The following is a 14,743-nucleotide window of genomic DNA, read 5'->3' as shown; positions in this document are numbered from 1 at the left end:
TACCTATCTATACATCCCGAGGATTGAGATGGCTCATTTCCCAAGTCACATAGGTACCGATCGGACTCCAAATCAGGTAGGGTAAGAGTAGGATGCCCGCCCAAGAAGAAACAGGGAAAACCAAGAGCGCCAGAAGACAACCCAAGAAAAAACCCGTACCTCCGATAATCGTTCCCGCTTTGAGACTGCGTAGTTTACAGGTGACGGGAGTATAGGCAGTAATAGTCAATTCCACCAACAGATAAAAAGCCATCAAAAACCAGCGATTAGCCGGTTGAGCTTCCCAGACTAAATAAGCAGAAATTGCCCCACAAATATAGATAATTGTCCAGATAAGAGGGATTAATCTTTCAAAGGTTAACCAATCGGGACGACGCAAGCGTGCAAACCAACGCACATCGCGAGAATTGAGTAATCCCCCAGCTAACGCTACCAAAAACCCCACGACACCGATAAGCAACCAAGAGGGAATCATGATTTTTAGCTATCCTCCGCTAATTTTGGCTTTGTAACCCGATTCAATGAGAATTTGTAGAATTTTTTGGCGATGATCTCCTTGGATCTCAATGGCATTTTCTTTCACTGTACCACCCGTTCCGCAAGCAGTTTTTAACTGTTTTAATAATTTCGTCAGAGTTTCGGTTTGGCATTGAAAACCTGTAACCATGGTAACGGTTTTTCCCGCACGACCAGAGCGGGAGGTTTGTACTCGCAAATTCTGCTGATTTGGGGGTAATTCAGGGATGGAACGCTCAAAAGCTTGAGAATTGCTTTTATCTCCAAATTCCTGATAGGCAATCCGGTTTTTTTCTTTTGATTTACTCATATAGCAATTAATAGTGGGTTTGGGGGTTGGGGAAGTGGGGAGATGGGAATTATGAATTATGAATTATGAATTATGAAGTGGGGAGAAGGGAGAATAAATAAAGATATAGCGTTTCCTGTTTGCAAGAGGTACATTATCGATGTTGAAAAGCTTAATCAGCAAAAGTTTAAATGTACCACACAGGTGTGACAAACGCTATAATCTCCCGACTATTGACTACTGACTCCTGACTCCTGACTGCTGATAGCTCTTAATTGGTTGGACTGGCAGCGCATTTGATTAAGTTCAGCTGCCGACATTCGATCGAGATGACCTAAAATCATATTAACTCGACCTTGGGATTTTAATTTTTCTCGATGTCGTGCCAAAAAATCCCAGTAAAGAAAGTTAAAAGGACAGGCTAAATCCCCGACTCGTTCATTTTTTTTATACAGACAACCCCGACAATAATCACTCATTTTATCAATATAGTTGGCCGAGGAAGCGTAGGGTTTGGAAGCGAGAATTCCCCCATCGGCAAATTGTCCCATTCCCAACACATTAGTCTGCATTACCCAATCGTAGGCATCGATAAAAACACTATGAAACCAGTTTTCAATCTCTTGGGGAGAGCAACCAAAAATTAAGGCAAAATTGCTCAAAATCATTAATCTTTGAATATGATGGGCATAACCGGTATTTTCCACCTGTGATAATACTTGTTTGAGGCAATTCATCTCGGTTTGTTTACTATCCCAAAAGAAAGCTGGTAAGGGTTGTTGATGCTCAAACCAATTACCATTAGCGTAATCTTCTCCCAGATAATGATAAATTCCCTGCATATATTCCCGCCATCCCAACACCTGACGGATAAATCCTTCGATGCTATTTAGGGCTAAATTATCTTTTTTATAGGCAATTTCTGCTCCTTGAATCACTTCCAACGGCGTTAGTAATCCTAGATTTAGATAGGGGGATAATAGGGAATGCCAGAGGGTTTCTTTTCCCGTTATCATCGCATCTTGGTATGGTCCAAAGTTGGGCAGACAATTAGTAATAAAATGCTCCAAAACCTGTAAAGCTTGTCTGCGGGTTACTGCCCAGCGAAAAGGTTTGATTTTTCCATATTTAGGAATATCTAAAGCTTCCACATCAGCGATAACCTGAAGGGTAATTTCATCGGGTTCAAACCAAAGAGGATCAGTTGTTTTTAATCCATCCTTGGGCGGTTTGCGGTTTTGTTTATCAAAGTTCCATTGTCCTCCTATGGGTTGATTATTTTCCATTAAAATCTGCCATTTTTTGCGACTTTCTCGATAGAAATCCTCTAGTAATAGTCTTTTACGAGATTTAGCCCAATTATTAAAATCTGTCCTTGTCCAGAGAAAGTGATTATTATCAATTAGGGTTATAGCACAGTCTAAATTGAGATTTTTAATTAATCTAAGAAAGGGCAAATCATTAGGCATCATTATCTGTAATTCTTTAATGCCTAATCGTTTAATCCAAGCAGATAAAATTGGTTCAAAATCTTCAGCAACTTCGTAGGTGACAGACCATCCTAAAGTTTTTAATTCTTCGGCAAAATGACGCATCGCCGACCAGATTAAAACTAATTTTTGCTGATGATAGGGTCTTTGTCGAATATGATTGTGGGATTCAATTAAAATAACTGGTGTTTCCTGTGAATAGGCTTGACGATTAGCTAAGGCCGCTTGTCCTGTCCATAATTGATCCCCTAAAATCCAAATGCCAATGGTCATAATTATCTCATGGCCTCTACTATTCCCCCGTATTTTTTAGCCATAATATCCGCCATTTCCCGAGCAGAAAATTTACTGGCTTTGTCCATGCTAGGTGTAAATGTCCCCGTAGAGGTTAAATAATGGGTAAATACACCGACTTTTTTGCTAATAATCCACATATTTCTTGAAGTCAAAAATCAAAAAGGGGATGGGAAGTGGGGTGTGGGGTGTGGGGTGTGGGGTGTGGGGTGTGGGGAGTTTTCTCAGTGAACTGATAACTGATAACTGATAACTGATAACTGATTAGGTTTTTGTCCTGAGACTTTGGGCGCTTAGATAAAGTTGCGTCCATTCTTTGACCACTTGCGTGCGTTTACAGTTTAATTCGCCAGCGATTTCCTCAAGGGTTTTACCCGCTTTTAAGCCCTCGATAACGCTTTTACCCGTGGGAGAAAGGCCAGCATAGTAACTTTGCCATTGACTGAGAGTTAAGCCAAAATTATGCTCTTTCGGGCTGATTTGTAACCATTCAGCGATTAATTCTCTCTCTTCCTTGAGGGCAAAAACCTTAATCGCATGATAGCCAACTTTTTCCCGGAGACGATAGATCTGTTGGATGGGAATATTCATCTCTTTGGCGATCGCATCTTGGCTTTCGCCCCCTAGATAGAGGTTAAACCAAGTCACCGCCTCCCGACTAACATTTTCCTCTAGATACCTAGCAAAACTCTCTTGAACTTTTGCTCGGAGAATTTGCGCTTCTTGACAAGTGCGTTGATCTTCGTAGGTGGCGATCGCATTTTGATCCAGTAAACTTAAGCTAGTTTCCCCCTCATCACCACTAATTTCATCGGAGAGAATCCTGATCATTTCTTGCCGCGGCACATTAGTGATACCGCTTCTCGATTGACGACGGAGATAATTAACAAAACGATAGGCTAACAGGGGTTGATTGCGGATCGGACGCAGAGCATATTCCTCTAGGGTGGCTAACAGAAGCCGATCGCGAGTAGCTTGATCGTTGGTACAACGAGAGATCCATGTTAACTGGGATTGCAGATAGCGATCGCTATTTAACATTTCTTGAATAATTTCTTGCAAGACATCGGCCACCGCTTGCCGACGATCGCGACTTAAGGAAACCCAAGTGCGAATTTTTTGCCGGAGAGTGACACAAGCGCCGAGACGATCAATCAGGTTACGATAGGCGCGGGTGGGACTAACCTTGAGATAGCGTTGCCGCAGAATTTGCCAAAGATAGACTAATCCCCGTTTAGCGATTTCTAGCTCTCTCTCATCTAAATTTTCCCAACGTTGGCTATCTTCACCGAGTAACCAATTGATAATGGTATCCCTTTGGCGATCGGTTAAGGAATCCTCTGTTTGAGAGAGGCGATCTTGCCATTGTTGCCTTAACTCGTCGATTATTGTCGTCATCGAAAAATTGAGTTCCAAACCCCGTCTTTTGAGGACGGCTTTAGTTTGAATATTAGCGCATTTACACGATATATGCTAGAACCTGAGCCATCGAGAAAGCCGATCGCACCGATTTTACCCCACACCCGACTAGAACGAACTAATCAATTAAGTCTTTTGCCAGATAAGGATTTGGGGCGCACGCATCGCTTCCTAGGGTGCGTTTCCCTGAAAACATGACAATTTCAAGGTTAACCAATATTTGGGAATGCACCACCCCTACCATTTATAATTCGGGAACATTTTCCTGTTCATAGTTTTCTATTAATATTCCCAAAATTTCCATTAAAGAAGCAAGAGGATGATTTTCATTTTCTCCTATTTCATCTATCAAATTATCTAACATAATTACTAATTGTTCATATTCTGATTCGCTACGAGGAATAAAGAGTATTGGCTTTAAGTTTGTCCAGGCTTGCCGTGTTTTCTCTAGATCTATCGTCGGCATTTTTTTACTCCTTCCATTTATTTTTGTCCTATTCAGCATGAGCCTGTAGGGTGCGTTCCCTCAAACCATTGTGGCTTTAACATTAATTTGTATTTGGGAACGCACCACCCCCAACGTTTACTCCCTATTGGGTTTCACTATCATTCAACCCAACCCACAATTGAAGGGTGATTATTCTTTTAATTGTCAGCATCAGGATTTTCAGGCTTGGGGGACTTTCAGGATGGTTTAGTTGAGGGCTGTGATTGATTTGCTGCTCAAAACCTAGGGCTATAGGTGAGAATTTTATTAATCAGTCCCGAAAATATTCCCGTTAATTAGCTTTAACTTTCTGCCCGATCGTATCGGCAGTGGTAGTAGAAACCATGGCCGCCATAACTTGTTCGGGGGAAACCGTAAAAGGCAGACGATGAATGTCTGAATTAGGCTGACAGGCAATTGCGGCCGCGTGGCGCAACTGGGCAAGGGAAACATCTCTTAATCCTAAATCCTCTAGGGATTTCGGTAAACCAATTTGTTCATAAAACTGGATTAGTTGCCCCCGGGCCGATACTGCCAATTGATTACCCAAAACTATTTCCTCTAGACGCAATTGGGCGAGGATGCCGTAGGCGACTTTTTCCCCGTGGAGCGCGTGATGGCAAGCGGGAATATGGGTTAAACCATTATGAATTGCATGGGCGCCCACGGTACGACAATTAGCGCCCCCTAAACCACCAATTACTCCGGCTAATAAAACGGTGGCATCTACCACCTGTTTCCAGTCCTCCCCGCCGATATTTTCCAGGGCTGCCGGGGATTTTTGGAAAAGAATATCCCGCAAAACCCGGGCCTGTTGGACAGCGGCAATGATCAGGGTTTCTGTGGAATGACCGCTACTGACGGAAGCTTCGTACCATTTAGCGATCGCATCGCCAATACCAGCGATTAAGGTTCTTTTCGGGGCAGTTTGGATAATACCGTAATCGAGAATTAATAAATCCGGGCAACGGGCTAGGGACAGATCGTAAAGAAACGCCCCCGCGTCAGAATAGATGTTAGATAGGGCTGTCCAAGCGGCACAGGTGGCCGCGGAGGTGGGAATCGTGGCGATCGGCAAATGGCACTGATGGGCGAGTAATTTGGCCGTATCGAGGGCCTTGCCGCCACCCACACCGATGATAAAATCTGCCTCATGACTCTTGACAGATGCCTTTAAATATGCTAGGGAATTTTCCGAACAATCGGGGGCGTAACTGTGATAGCTAGGAGTGAGATTTTTCAGGGGAGATGACAAAAAAGCTAAATTGCGATCGCCGCCCACCACGAGGGGACGTTTACCCAAATCCGCTAATTTGCCGGTGGATTCTTCTAGGGCATTGTCACCCCGAATCACTTGTGCGGGGGCGATTAACAGGGGCAAAACAGCGACAGCATTGGACATTTTTTGACAACCTCAAGGATTATTGGCTAATTTTAGCGAAACTTTCGGGAAAAAGCTGTAGTTCGGGTGTATTATCCCCCGGGGCGGAGAAGGATTTTTTAATCTGTCCTAAGTACAAAGGAGCAGATAAACCGGGCTGAGGATGAACGAGAGTGCGAGCGCTAATGATAAATTGATTATTACCGCCAGCACCGGCGCGACCAGAGGAAAACAAGTCACTAGCGGCTTGTTTTAGGGTTGCTTCCACTTGCTCGGCAGTAACAGTATTGGGCAGGGAGATAACAGCTTGATTAGCTCCGTTATCATAGACAAGGGAGAATCTCACCGCTCCCGGAATTTCGGTACGGGTAAATAATCCTAACCCAAGACCGAAAATCCCCACCGTCAACACAGCCATAAAGCTAGTGACACCGACGAGACGAAAGCGGATTCCCCAACCGACGAGAAAAGCGATAATCGTAAGTACCAAAAAAACCAGCGTGGCAATACCAGACCATTGGGTGTATTTGGCGAAGTTCAGGGGAATGTCCATATTTTCTATAATACTAATTCTATGAAAACGGTTAGCATAAACCATTGTACCTATCCTGTGGTCGAAACTTTCCATTCCGTGCAGGGCGAGGGCTTTTGGACGGGAAGCAATGCTTTTTTCCTCCGTTTGGGAGGTTGCGATGTCTATTGTCCTTGGTGCGACCAAAAAGAGTCTTGGAATGCTCACCGTTATCCCCAACAATCCCTGCGGGAATTGGTAGAGATGGCAAAAGGGGCTAACCCCGCTATGGTGGTGATTACCGGGGGTGAACCTTTGATGCACAATCTTGATCCTTTGACCAAGGAATTAAAAAATCAGGGTTTACGGGTGCATTTAGAAACTTCTGGCGCTCATCCTTTTACTGGGGTTTTCGATTGGGTGACTTTTTCTCCTAAAACCTATAAAATGCCCGATCCTAGTATTTATGCACGGGTAAATGAGTTAAAAATTGTCGTGGCTCATCCAGAGGATTTAGACTGGGCAGCTATGCAGGAAAGTAAGTTATCGGAAGGGGTGATCAAATATCTACAACCCGAATGGAATACGGTAGAAAGCAAAGAGTTAGTCTTTAATTATGTTCTCCAGCATCCCCAATGGCGTCTCAGTCTCCAAACCCATAAGTTTTTAGGAGTCCGCTAGTCAGTTATCAGTTATCAGTTATCAGTTATCAGTTATCAGTTATCAGTTATCAGTTATCAGTTATCAGTTATCAGTTATCAGTTATCAGTTATCAGGAGTCAGTTATCAGGAGTCAGTTATCAGTTATCAGTTATCAGTTATCAGTTATCAGGAGTCAGTTATCAGTTATCAGTTATCAGTTATCAGTTATCAGGAGTCAGTTATCAGGAGTCAGTAGTCAGTAGTCAGTTATCAGGAGTCAGTAGTCAGTAGTCAGTTATCAGGAGTCAGTCTCGATGAAAAAATTTTCACCCCCACAGATGAAAGAGGTTTCCTTCCCTACACCCCACACCCTACACCCTACACCCTCTTTCAAGTCAGGAGATTACTTTTTATTTATTCTCCCCACTCCCCAATTCATAATTCATAATTCATAATTCATAATTCATAATTCATAATTCCCAACCCCTAATTTACTAACAAGAGGTCAAATACTATGTCTAACAACAATTCTGAACGAGTAGTGCGTCGTGGTCGAGTTTTTCCAGAGATTCAATCTACAGAGGAAGAAAAGGCCAAACATCGCGCCCGACAATTAGAATTTTATCATCGTTGTTGGCCGATTTTTCAGAGTTTACAGCCCCGGTTAATGAAACATTATTATGGTTGGTACATTGCGATCGAACCCGATAGCGGCGATTATTTTATCGATCCCGATCAAGAAGTGGCCAGTAAAAAAGCAAGGGCAAAATATCCCGACAAAATCCATCATATCTTTGGCATTAATGAAACTGGAGTTAGTGGCAGAATATGATTGAAGGGAGATTTGGAACCAAAGGACAAATTTATTTTGATATCGATTTAGTTGGCGATGATGGATTGATTCTACCCGCAGAAGTTATGCTGGATACGGGTTTTACCGAGTTTTTAGCCATAAATAGTCAAGATGCTGACAGTCTTGATTGGCGTTTTTTGCGACAAAATAAATTGATAACCGCTCAAGGAGAAGCATTTTTTGATATATATTTAGGCAGAGTAAGAATTGATGGTCAGGAATACGAAATTCCCGTCTTTGCAGGGGAGGCAATTAAGGAGATTTTGTTAGGTTCGCGGTGGCTCAAACAATTTATCTTAGTAGCTAATTATCAACAAACACAGGTGACATTAGGATAATGACAAAAAAGGCGATTATTTTACTTTCTGGGGGATTAGATTCAGCGACAACAGCAGCGATCGCTTTAGCGGCTGGTTATCAATTAATTGCCCTTTCCTTTCGTTATGGACAAAGACACGAGCGTGAATTAGCGGCGGCGAAAAAAATTGCTAATTTTCTCGATATTAAAGAACATCATCTGATCGAAGTCAATCTATCTTTGTGGGGAGGTTCCGCTTTAACCGATCAATCTATTGCTATTCCCCAAGAGGGAATTAACCCGAATATTATCCCGATTACCTATGTGCCGGGGAGAAATACAGTTTTTATTTCGATCGCTCTTTCTTTAGCGGAAGCAAGGGAAGCGGAGGCGATATATTTAGGAATTAATGCGGTGGATTATTCCGGTTATCCCGATTGTCGTCCCGAGTATTTAGATGCCTTTCAAACTTTAGCTAATTTATCATCGAAAGCGGGTTTAGAAGGGAAAGCACCCCAATTAATTGCCCCTTTGGTGATGGATAGTAAGGTAGATATCGTCCGTCGTGCCGTTAGTTTAGGGGTTCCCATTGCTGATACTTGGTCTTGTTATCAAGGAGAAGTTGAACCCTGCGGTTTATGCGATTCCTGTCGCATCAGAGATCAGGCTTTAATTGAGGCCGGTTATCCCGAATTAGCCACTGCCCTGTTGAAAAACAGCCGGGGAAAATAGGGAGGATAGTGAAAAATGGAGATAATCTAGGCAATTAAATGTTCAATGAGGATTTTACTGCCGATTAATATTAAAACTAAACCGCCGAGAATTTCCACCTTTTGACTAAATAAATTACCGAATTTATGCCCGATAAAAACAGCTATAAAACATAAAGCAAAGGTAATAAAACCAATGACAGTGCAAGCTAAAAGTAAGGGAGTTTTAATCATCGATAAACCCAAACCAACTACCAAAGCATCGATGCTAGTAGCGATCGCTAATCCGATTAAAGTATAGCAATCTAGAGGATTAAATTTTTTTTCTTCGTCGTCATTTTGAACAGCTTCGTAGATCATTTTACTGCCGATCGCCCCTAAAATAATAAAAGCGATCCAATGGTCAAAAGAGGCGAGGAAATCGCGACAGGTTAGGCCGATCCCCCAACCAATCATCGGCATAATCGCTTGAAATCCCCCAAAAAACAAAGCAATTTTCAGAGCCTTATTAACATGAATATGACGAATCATCAGGCCACTGGTCAGAGAAACGGCCACGGCATCGGCGGCTAATCCCACGGCAACAAAGGAAGTGGTTAAAAGTTCGAGTGAAGTAAACATCTATAGTTGTTTATCCTTTAATTTCCCCTTATCTTAACTAATTTTTCCCCAAAAAACTTTCATATTTCTCTCATGATCCTCTCATTTATCTATCATTTCTCTAACCTAATTAGGTAGGCGTTAAAAGTTGTCAGATACCCCCCTTATCAAGGGGGGATTAAGGGGGGATCGGCACCCCCCTTATCAAGGGGGGCAGGGGGGATCGAACCTAAAATCCATTTTTAATTTAATTATAACCAGCTACCTAATTAGTGAGAGGATCGAATTGAAAACGTTTAAAACCACATTACCGGTTCCTGACCGATTGCCTCGACCTGATGGATTGCTTCTGGGGTAAAACTGATAATATCCTCAGCTTCTAGGACTTTTTCGCTCGCTACTGCCATTTTATCGGGAAATTCAGCCGTAGGAGTCCGAGTAACCAATGCTGCTGTTTCATAAATTCCCCTGAATTTTTTCCCAGACAAAGTTAAGAAAGATACTTTTTCCCATCATCGATCATCCCGTCTGCTTTTAAGGTGGCGAACGCTACCATATAGGAAAAGTGCCAAGTAAAAAATTATGATAATTTCGAGAATTACCGGAGAATGAGGTGGGAGAGAACGGTGATAAAATTAGCTAATTGACTCCCCTAACTGAAGCCCCCAATAACCGCTCACTGAAAATATGGCTGATTTTTTTACCACCTATGGTTTTTTAATTGTTTCAATGATATTTGGAGCCAGCTTAGGCATTTCAGTTTATCTGCCCTTAATGGCCGGTCAATTATCCTTAGCAACCCCCGGTTTTTACGCTTTAGGGGGTTATGTGGCCGCCATTCTTTCCACGAAAGTTTTTACTAATACCGGTGGCAATTATCCCCTGGCTTTGGTCTTTTTAGAAATGTTAATTGCTGGCATTATTGCGGGAATATTAGCCATAATTTTAGGTATTCCTGTTCTCCGTTTGCGAGGTATTTATTTAGCTATTGCCACAATCGCCTGGGTAGAAATTTTGAGAATTATTGCCCTTAATCTCGAGATAACCGGCGGTGCGGTCGGTATTTTCGCCATCCCCCAACCTTTCACCACTCAATTAGGCTACCTTTGGCTGGCTTTGCCCCTCTTATTCCTAACTATGCTGTTTCTCTACCGGTTAGAAAACATCAAAATTGGTCGGGCATTTAATGCCATTCGTGCCGATGAATTGGCAGCTGCATCTATGGGAATTAATCCCACCTATCACAAAGTTTTATCCTTCACTTTCGGGGCAGTTTTAGCGGCAGTGGTGGGAGCGGTAAGCGCCCATTTTCTCAATACTTGGAATTCCCGTCAGGGAACTTTTGATGCCAGTATTATTTTCTTGGCTTTCGTTTTAATTGGTGGTTCCAGAACTTTTGTCGGGCCGGTGGTGGGAGGCATTGTTTTAACTGCTTTGCCCGAAGTTTTACGCGCCCTCGGTGGCGTGAATGGTTTACCAATTTGGTTAGGGAATTTCTTGCGCGATGGTCGTTTGATTATTTTTGGAATTTTAATCGTTTTGGGAACGATTTTTTATCCCCAAGGCTTAATTACACCTGAATTAATCAAAAAACTAATTCCTTTTAAAAGACGTTCCTCTCTTAGTCAATTTGATTCCTAGTCATGGATCAATGTTGTCGATTGGATTCCTTTTTAATTAATGATATAATAGGATAGTTTATCCCCCTTTATATTCTCAGTCATCTCCGAGAATGACCCGCCAAATTCACGACCAATTTGCCAAGGAATATTTAGAGGAACTGTTAGCGCCTCTAGGAACCATAAAAAAGAGTAAGAAAGTGAAAAGTGAGGTTCAAGAAATAGATGTCTGGTTTGAACCGGCCAGTTCACCATCAAGGACCGAACTCCCTTTAGGTTTACTCGGAAAAATGGCGGCGACTTCCTGTTTGTTTGAACCTTTCCGTAACCCGCCCTCAGAAATAGAGATTCGCAGTTGTATATCAAAGTTATATACTGTTCATAATGACCTGTTAAGAAAGGCGAAACGGGCAAACAAAACTCTGACGGTCGCAGAATTGCCAGTTTTATGGATTCTCACCCCCACCTTTTCAGCTAGAATGATTCAAGGATTCAGGGCTGACAGCGATGAGAGGAATTGGTTAAAAGGGGTTTACTTTTTAGCTGACTTCCTCAAAGTGGCAATCGTTGCCATCCACCAGTTACCAGTGAGTGAAGACACTTTATGGTTGAGGGTTTTAGGAAAAGGAGAAACACAAAAAAGAGCCGTAGAAGAGTTAGTTCAATTGCCAGAAGATAACTCTTTTAAAGAAAATTTGTTAGAAATTCTAGCCAACTGGCGTAAGAATTTGGAATTGAGAGATAATTTAAGTAGCGAGGAACAGGAGGACATCATGAACCTATCACCAGCCTATCTAAAACAGCGAGAAGATTGGAAAATAGAAGGAAAACAGGAAGGCACTTTAGAGGGACAACTCTCGCTGATAGCTAGTCTTCTGGAAGGGCGGTTTGGAACCCTAGATTCGGAATTGTCTGGTCTAGTTGAACAGATTGCCCAACTTCCCATCTCAGAACGCACCGGGTTACTTCTTTCTTTAGTGAATTTATCCCGCTCTGAACTGTTAGAAAGATTGAGAAAAGATTAAAGTTTTAGTCCGCTCAAGCCATGAATTTTCATGCCAAAATCCTGATGGTAGTTTGTCTGCTGAGTTACTGTCATGGTCAAATCTAGCATTCCCTCAGACGCTCTAGCCGTGGGTTGGATTGAGCTATCATTATTGAGCAGGTATTACCAATCGGCTCAAAAGGCGAAACCCAACCAAGATTGTGAAAATATTCCGGGAAGTTGTTGGGTTTCCTTGCGTCAACCCAACCTACGAGTTTTACTGAATGAAGGGGCATTTATGGTATTTTTATAAACAATTTAGCCGGCTTTTGTGGTTTCTTTTTCGGTAGATTGGGAAGGTTTTAGTTTGCGCTTGAGGGTAGAAGCTGCGCCTAGAGTGCCGAGGGCGAGGAGGCTGAGAGTTGAGGTGGGTTCGGGGACATGAACATGAACGCCAGTCAACCTAATTACAGTATTTTGTGGAGCCATACTACGATCAAAACTAAAGGTATAGAAGTCTCTATGTACTGGAGGATGACTGGTAGAGAAACTATCTGAAATAACACGTCCAAATTCATTCTTTCTAAAAGTGTAATCTGTGGCGACAAAGTCTCCTTCACGTTCATCCAATTTAGGATGGGGTGTTTCTATGTGCGAGACACCTAACTTGACTTCCCAATTATTAGAAGAATTATTGGTTTCTAAAGTAACTAGCCAGTTTCTCAGTAGAGGATTGCCGGAACCACTTTCTTCAGGATTCCAAGACCATGAGACTTCGAGTTCTCCTAGTTTATCTTTAATTACTGTTGGAGTTAAGCCAGCATCAGCTTTTGGTAATTGAGAAGTAAGTACCAACGTAGCGGTTAGCACACCGAGAGAGAACTTTATTCGAGAAGTTATTTGATTCATAGCTTGCACCTTTGAGATAATTGTGTTTTTTTAGGGAGTATATTAGCCGACTTTTGTCGTTTCCTTTAAGCGCTAATATACACACTCCCCCCCCCACAACTGTATTAAAAGCTACAATTTACAAATCTTTACATTCTTCTCCCTAACTAGCGATTCACAGGGGAAAGAGTTTCAGGTATTTTCCCCTGTTTTACTGCTTCTCAGGCGACCTATCGCCTTCCGTGAGGGATTGTGGCGCGGTGTGTCAGATTCGGTAATAGGGTTCAAAATTTCGCTAACATTGTTAGGTAATTATTTATTAACTGTTGTTAAGTCTTGCATCTCCCCGGTAGGCATGATTTCTAGACTTAGAGGTTATCTTGGTAGTTGGGAGGGTGTATTATACATCGCTTGCGATCGCAGTATAATTTCTTAGTTTATGGAGTTAGAGTGAAAAGATGGAGTTCGAGTGGGATGACCAAAAGAACAACATCAATATTGAAAAACACGGGATCGACTTTAATTTTGCCAAGGAAATCTTTTCAGGAGTCTGGATATCAAAACCTGATAATCGCAGAGACTACGGCGAAGAAAGATTAATCGCTTTGGGACTTTTAGGAGAATTTGTCCTAGTTGCAGTGTACACTCTACGAGAACAGAAAATACGGCTTATATCTACAAGACGCGCTAATGCAGAGGAAAGGGGAATTTATTATGAGTATGTCGAGAGAGGAACAATTAAATATCCTTGGTCAGATGAAAGATTCTGATATAGATTATTCAGATGTAGCTGCTACTGATGCCGAATTTTGGCAAGAAGCTACTGTTAATTCTCCTCTAAAAGTTCCTGTAACTCTGCAGCTTGAACCCTCAGTTGTTGCTTGGTATAAACAGCAATTTCCCAAAAAATATCAGACTTTAATTAATGCCGTACTAAAAAAATATATGCTAGAACATAATTGTTAAGTGCGATTTCCGGTTCATAGAAAACTTTTACTTGAGCCATAAGTGTTTTCCCTTAAGCAGAATTTACGCCGCCTCCAGTTCATAATGCAAGACCAGAAGCTCATCGCCTGGCAGAATAGCCATCGCATATTCCCGCCCCTGACTGTCAGAAAATTCCACTAAATATTGATAGCGCGAACCTTTTTCATACACCTCAACCACCGTTCCCACCTGTCCGCTTGGCAAGCTGGGGACAGCCTCATAATCTGGCTCAACCAAAGTCAATCGCTCCCGAGGGACGGAGTTGAGGATGGCAACCAGATCTAAGAGTTTGATGTCTTTCATGGTACTTCACTTGATAAAGGCAGAAATTAGGCGAGGGTTGGGATTAATTAAGCCGATTTCCCAGATAGTTCGCAGTTGTGTTCCTTCCCGTTCTGGTATCGTCCAATCCACTTTAAACTGCTGGCCGAATTCCGTGACCGCTTGTTGCACAACTTCCCCCTCCAGGGCAGCCTGTGAGATGAGCGATCGCAAAACCTCAGCGTTCTCGGCAGTTATTCCCAGACGAGAGCGAAAGACTCTGGCTTGATTTTTTCCTCTGGAATGTTCTGGATTTAAGCAATAGCCAATCAGTTTTTCCATCGAGATTTCTGCCAGTTCCCCGTTGGGTAATTTCATCGGAAATTTTGGGTCTGAAACCCCGCCGTTCTAGGTTGGCTTTACGTTAGAATTAAAAGGCCAGTCTCGAAAACCAAGTGGACGGCGCAGCACCTTGAAAACTCGGCTTAGGGGGTTCCGACCAGAAAAGCTTGG

Annotated in this window: 22 protein-coding genes; 9 read left to right on the top strand and 13 right to left on the bottom strand. The window is 42.5% G+C overall.

The genetic code is table 11. From position 1 onward, the window contains the following. Nucleotides 1–7: 7 nt before the first annotated feature. The 8 genes from ACE1AQ_RS01505 to ACE1AQ_RS01470 all read right to left on the bottom strand — a co-directional run bounded on the left by ACE1AQ_RS01505 (nucleotide 8) and on the right by ACE1AQ_RS01470 (nucleotide 6,474). Entirely contained in the window at nucleotides 8–475 is a 468-nt protein-coding gene (locus tag ACE1AQ_RS01505) for a TspO/MBR family protein (RefSeq protein ID WP_002799098.1), read from the bottom strand. 9 nt (nucleotides 476–484) lie between these two features. After that, nucleotides 485–826: a translation initiation factor gene (locus ACE1AQ_RS01500; RefSeq protein WP_002750167.1), complete on the bottom strand. Its 342-nt coding sequence runs from the start codon at nucleotides 824–826 to the stop codon at nucleotides 485–487. 209 nt (nucleotides 827–1,035) lie between these two features. After that, on the bottom strand, nucleotides 1,036–2,568 hold the full coding sequence (locus ACE1AQ_RS01495) for a cryptochrome/photolyase family protein (RefSeq protein WP_110545135.1): 1,533 nt from the start codon (nucleotides 2,566–2,568) through the stop codon (nucleotides 1,036–1,038). Between the two features lie 2 nt (nucleotides 2,569–2,570). Next, complete coding sequence (locus ACE1AQ_RS01490; RefSeq protein WP_008206835.1) at nucleotides 2,571–2,729, bottom strand: hypothetical protein; 159 nt, start codon at nucleotides 2,727–2,729, stop codon at nucleotides 2,571–2,573. 124 nt (nucleotides 2,730–2,853) lie between these two features. Further along, a complete protein-coding gene (locus tag ACE1AQ_RS01485) occupies nucleotides 2,854–3,987 on the bottom strand; it encodes a HetZ-related protein 2 (RefSeq protein ID WP_008206831.1) in 1,134 nt (377 codons plus the stop codon). A 265-nt stretch (nucleotides 3,988–4,252) separates the two neighbouring features. Beyond that, complete coding sequence (locus tag ACE1AQ_RS01480) at nucleotides 4,253–4,474, bottom strand: hypothetical protein (RefSeq protein WP_002799107.1); 222 nt, start codon at nucleotides 4,472–4,474, stop codon at nucleotides 4,253–4,255. A gap of 313 nt (nucleotides 4,475–4,787) precedes the next feature. Further along, the gene (locus ACE1AQ_RS01475; protein ID WP_008206827.1) at nucleotides 4,788–5,897 is read right to left on the bottom strand and encodes an iron-containing alcohol dehydrogenase family protein; all 1,110 of its coding nucleotides are present in this window, start codon (nucleotides 5,895–5,897) and stop codon (nucleotides 4,788–4,790) included. Nucleotides 5,898–5,916: 19 nt separating this feature from the next. Beyond that, on the bottom strand, nucleotides 5,917–6,474 hold the full coding sequence (locus ACE1AQ_RS01470; protein ID WP_002750188.1) for a Ycf51 family protein: 558 nt from the start codon (nucleotides 6,472–6,474) through the stop codon (nucleotides 5,917–5,919). On the opposite strand from ACE1AQ_RS01470, the gene ACE1AQ_RS01465 reads away from it, so the two are divergent. From ACE1AQ_RS01465 to queC, 4 genes are all read left to right on the top strand, one after another. Then, entirely contained in the window at nucleotides 6,451–7,068 is a 618-nt protein-coding gene (locus ACE1AQ_RS01465; protein WP_110545137.1) for a 7-carboxy-7-deazaguanine synthase QueE, read from the top strand. The two genes, ACE1AQ_RS01470 and ACE1AQ_RS01465, sit on opposite strands and share 24 nt — an antisense overlap. Nucleotides 7,069–7,543: 475 nt before the next feature. Further along, complete coding sequence (locus tag ACE1AQ_RS01460) at nucleotides 7,544–7,861, top strand: hypothetical protein (RefSeq protein WP_002736011.1); 318 nt, start codon at nucleotides 7,544–7,546, stop codon at nucleotides 7,859–7,861. Continuing rightward, nucleotides 7,858–8,220, top strand: a complete 363-nt coding sequence (locus ACE1AQ_RS01455) for a hypothetical protein (RefSeq protein ID WP_002781773.1) — start codon at nucleotides 7,858–7,860, stop codon at nucleotides 8,218–8,220. The genes ACE1AQ_RS01460 and ACE1AQ_RS01455 overlap by 4 nt, the downstream gene beginning before the upstream one ends. After that, nucleotides 8,220–8,912 (top strand): 7-cyano-7-deazaguanine synthase QueC, encoded by a 693-nt coding sequence (gene queC, locus ACE1AQ_RS01450; protein WP_008206815.1) that lies wholly within the window; start codon nucleotides 8,220–8,222, stop codon nucleotides 8,910–8,912. Before ACE1AQ_RS01455 ends, queC begins: the two co-directional genes overlap by 1 nt. A gap of 26 nt (nucleotides 8,913–8,938) precedes the next feature. On the opposite strand, the gene ACE1AQ_RS01445 is transcribed toward queC, so the two are convergent. Then, nucleotides 8,939–9,511, bottom strand: coding sequence for a manganese efflux pump MntP family protein (locus ACE1AQ_RS01445; protein ID WP_008206813.1), 573 nt, complete (start codon nucleotides 9,509–9,511; stop codon nucleotides 8,939–8,941). 275 nt (nucleotides 9,512–9,786) lie between these two features. Next, a complete protein-coding gene (locus ACE1AQ_RS01440; RefSeq protein WP_039900637.1) occupies nucleotides 9,787–9,978 on the bottom strand; it encodes a hypothetical protein in 192 nt (63 codons plus the stop codon). 199 nt (nucleotides 9,979–10,177) lie between these two features. Here ACE1AQ_RS01440 and ACE1AQ_RS01435 point away from each other — a divergent pair, with 199 nt between their 5' ends. The 3 genes from ACE1AQ_RS01435 to ACE1AQ_RS01425 all read left to right on the top strand — a co-directional run bounded on the left by ACE1AQ_RS01435 (nucleotide 10,178) and on the right by ACE1AQ_RS01425 (nucleotide 12,407). After that, nucleotides 10,178–11,131: a branched-chain amino acid ABC transporter permease gene (locus ACE1AQ_RS01435; protein WP_110545139.1), complete on the top strand. Its 954-nt coding sequence runs from the start codon at nucleotides 10,178–10,180 to the stop codon at nucleotides 11,129–11,131. Nucleotides 11,132–11,222: 91 nt separating this feature from the next. Beyond that, nucleotides 11,223–12,134 (top strand): hypothetical protein, encoded by a 912-nt coding sequence (locus tag ACE1AQ_RS01430; RefSeq protein WP_061430168.1) that lies wholly within the window; start codon nucleotides 11,223–11,225, stop codon nucleotides 12,132–12,134. Nucleotides 12,135–12,206: 72 nt separating this feature from the next. Next, nucleotides 12,207–12,407, top strand: a complete 201-nt coding sequence (locus ACE1AQ_RS01425) for a hypothetical protein (protein WP_110545141.1) — start codon at nucleotides 12,207–12,209, stop codon at nucleotides 12,405–12,407. A gap of 5 nt (nucleotides 12,408–12,412) precedes the next feature. On the opposite strand, the gene ACE1AQ_RS01420 is transcribed toward ACE1AQ_RS01425, so the two are convergent. Further along, nucleotides 12,413–13,003: a PEP-CTERM sorting domain-containing protein gene (locus ACE1AQ_RS01420; protein WP_374807715.1), complete on the bottom strand. Its 591-nt coding sequence runs from the start codon at nucleotides 13,001–13,003 to the stop codon at nucleotides 12,413–12,415. Nucleotides 13,004–13,440: 437 nt separating this feature from the next. Here ACE1AQ_RS01420 and ACE1AQ_RS01415 point away from each other — a divergent pair, with 437 nt between their 5' ends. Together ACE1AQ_RS01415 and ACE1AQ_RS01410 are read left to right on the top strand one after the other, a co-directional pair. Beyond that, entirely contained in the window at nucleotides 13,441–13,752 is a 312-nt protein-coding gene (locus ACE1AQ_RS01415) for a BrnT family toxin (RefSeq protein WP_061430167.1), read from the top strand. Next, nucleotides 13,739–13,948 (top strand): BrnA antitoxin family protein, encoded by a 210-nt coding sequence (locus ACE1AQ_RS01410; RefSeq protein WP_238142392.1) that lies wholly within the window; start codon nucleotides 13,739–13,741, stop codon nucleotides 13,946–13,948. The genes ACE1AQ_RS01415 and ACE1AQ_RS01410 overlap by 14 nt, the downstream gene beginning before the upstream one ends. Before the next feature lie 63 nt (nucleotides 13,949–14,011). Here the strand turns inward: ACE1AQ_RS01410 and ACE1AQ_RS01405 are convergent, their stop codons facing one another. Together ACE1AQ_RS01405 and ACE1AQ_RS01400 are read right to left on the bottom strand one after the other, a co-directional pair. Further along, nucleotides 14,012–14,272, bottom strand: a complete 261-nt coding sequence (locus ACE1AQ_RS01405) for a DUF4926 domain-containing protein (RefSeq protein ID WP_110545144.1) — start codon at nucleotides 14,270–14,272, stop codon at nucleotides 14,012–14,014. Nucleotides 14,273–14,278: 6 nt separating this feature from the next. Next, nucleotides 14,279–14,608: a DUF6883 domain-containing protein gene (locus ACE1AQ_RS01400; RefSeq protein ID WP_002799127.1), complete on the bottom strand. Its 330-nt coding sequence runs from the start codon at nucleotides 14,606–14,608 to the stop codon at nucleotides 14,279–14,281. Between the last annotated feature and the right edge of the window lie 135 nt (nucleotides 14,609–14,743).

It is taken from the genome of Microcystis sp. BLCC-F209 (genome assembly GCF_041928595.1).
Taxonomy (GTDB): Bacteria; Cyanobacteriota; Cyanobacteriia; order Cyanobacteriales; family Microcystaceae; genus Microcystis.
This window is presented reverse-complemented; position numbering and strand designations above follow the sequence as displayed.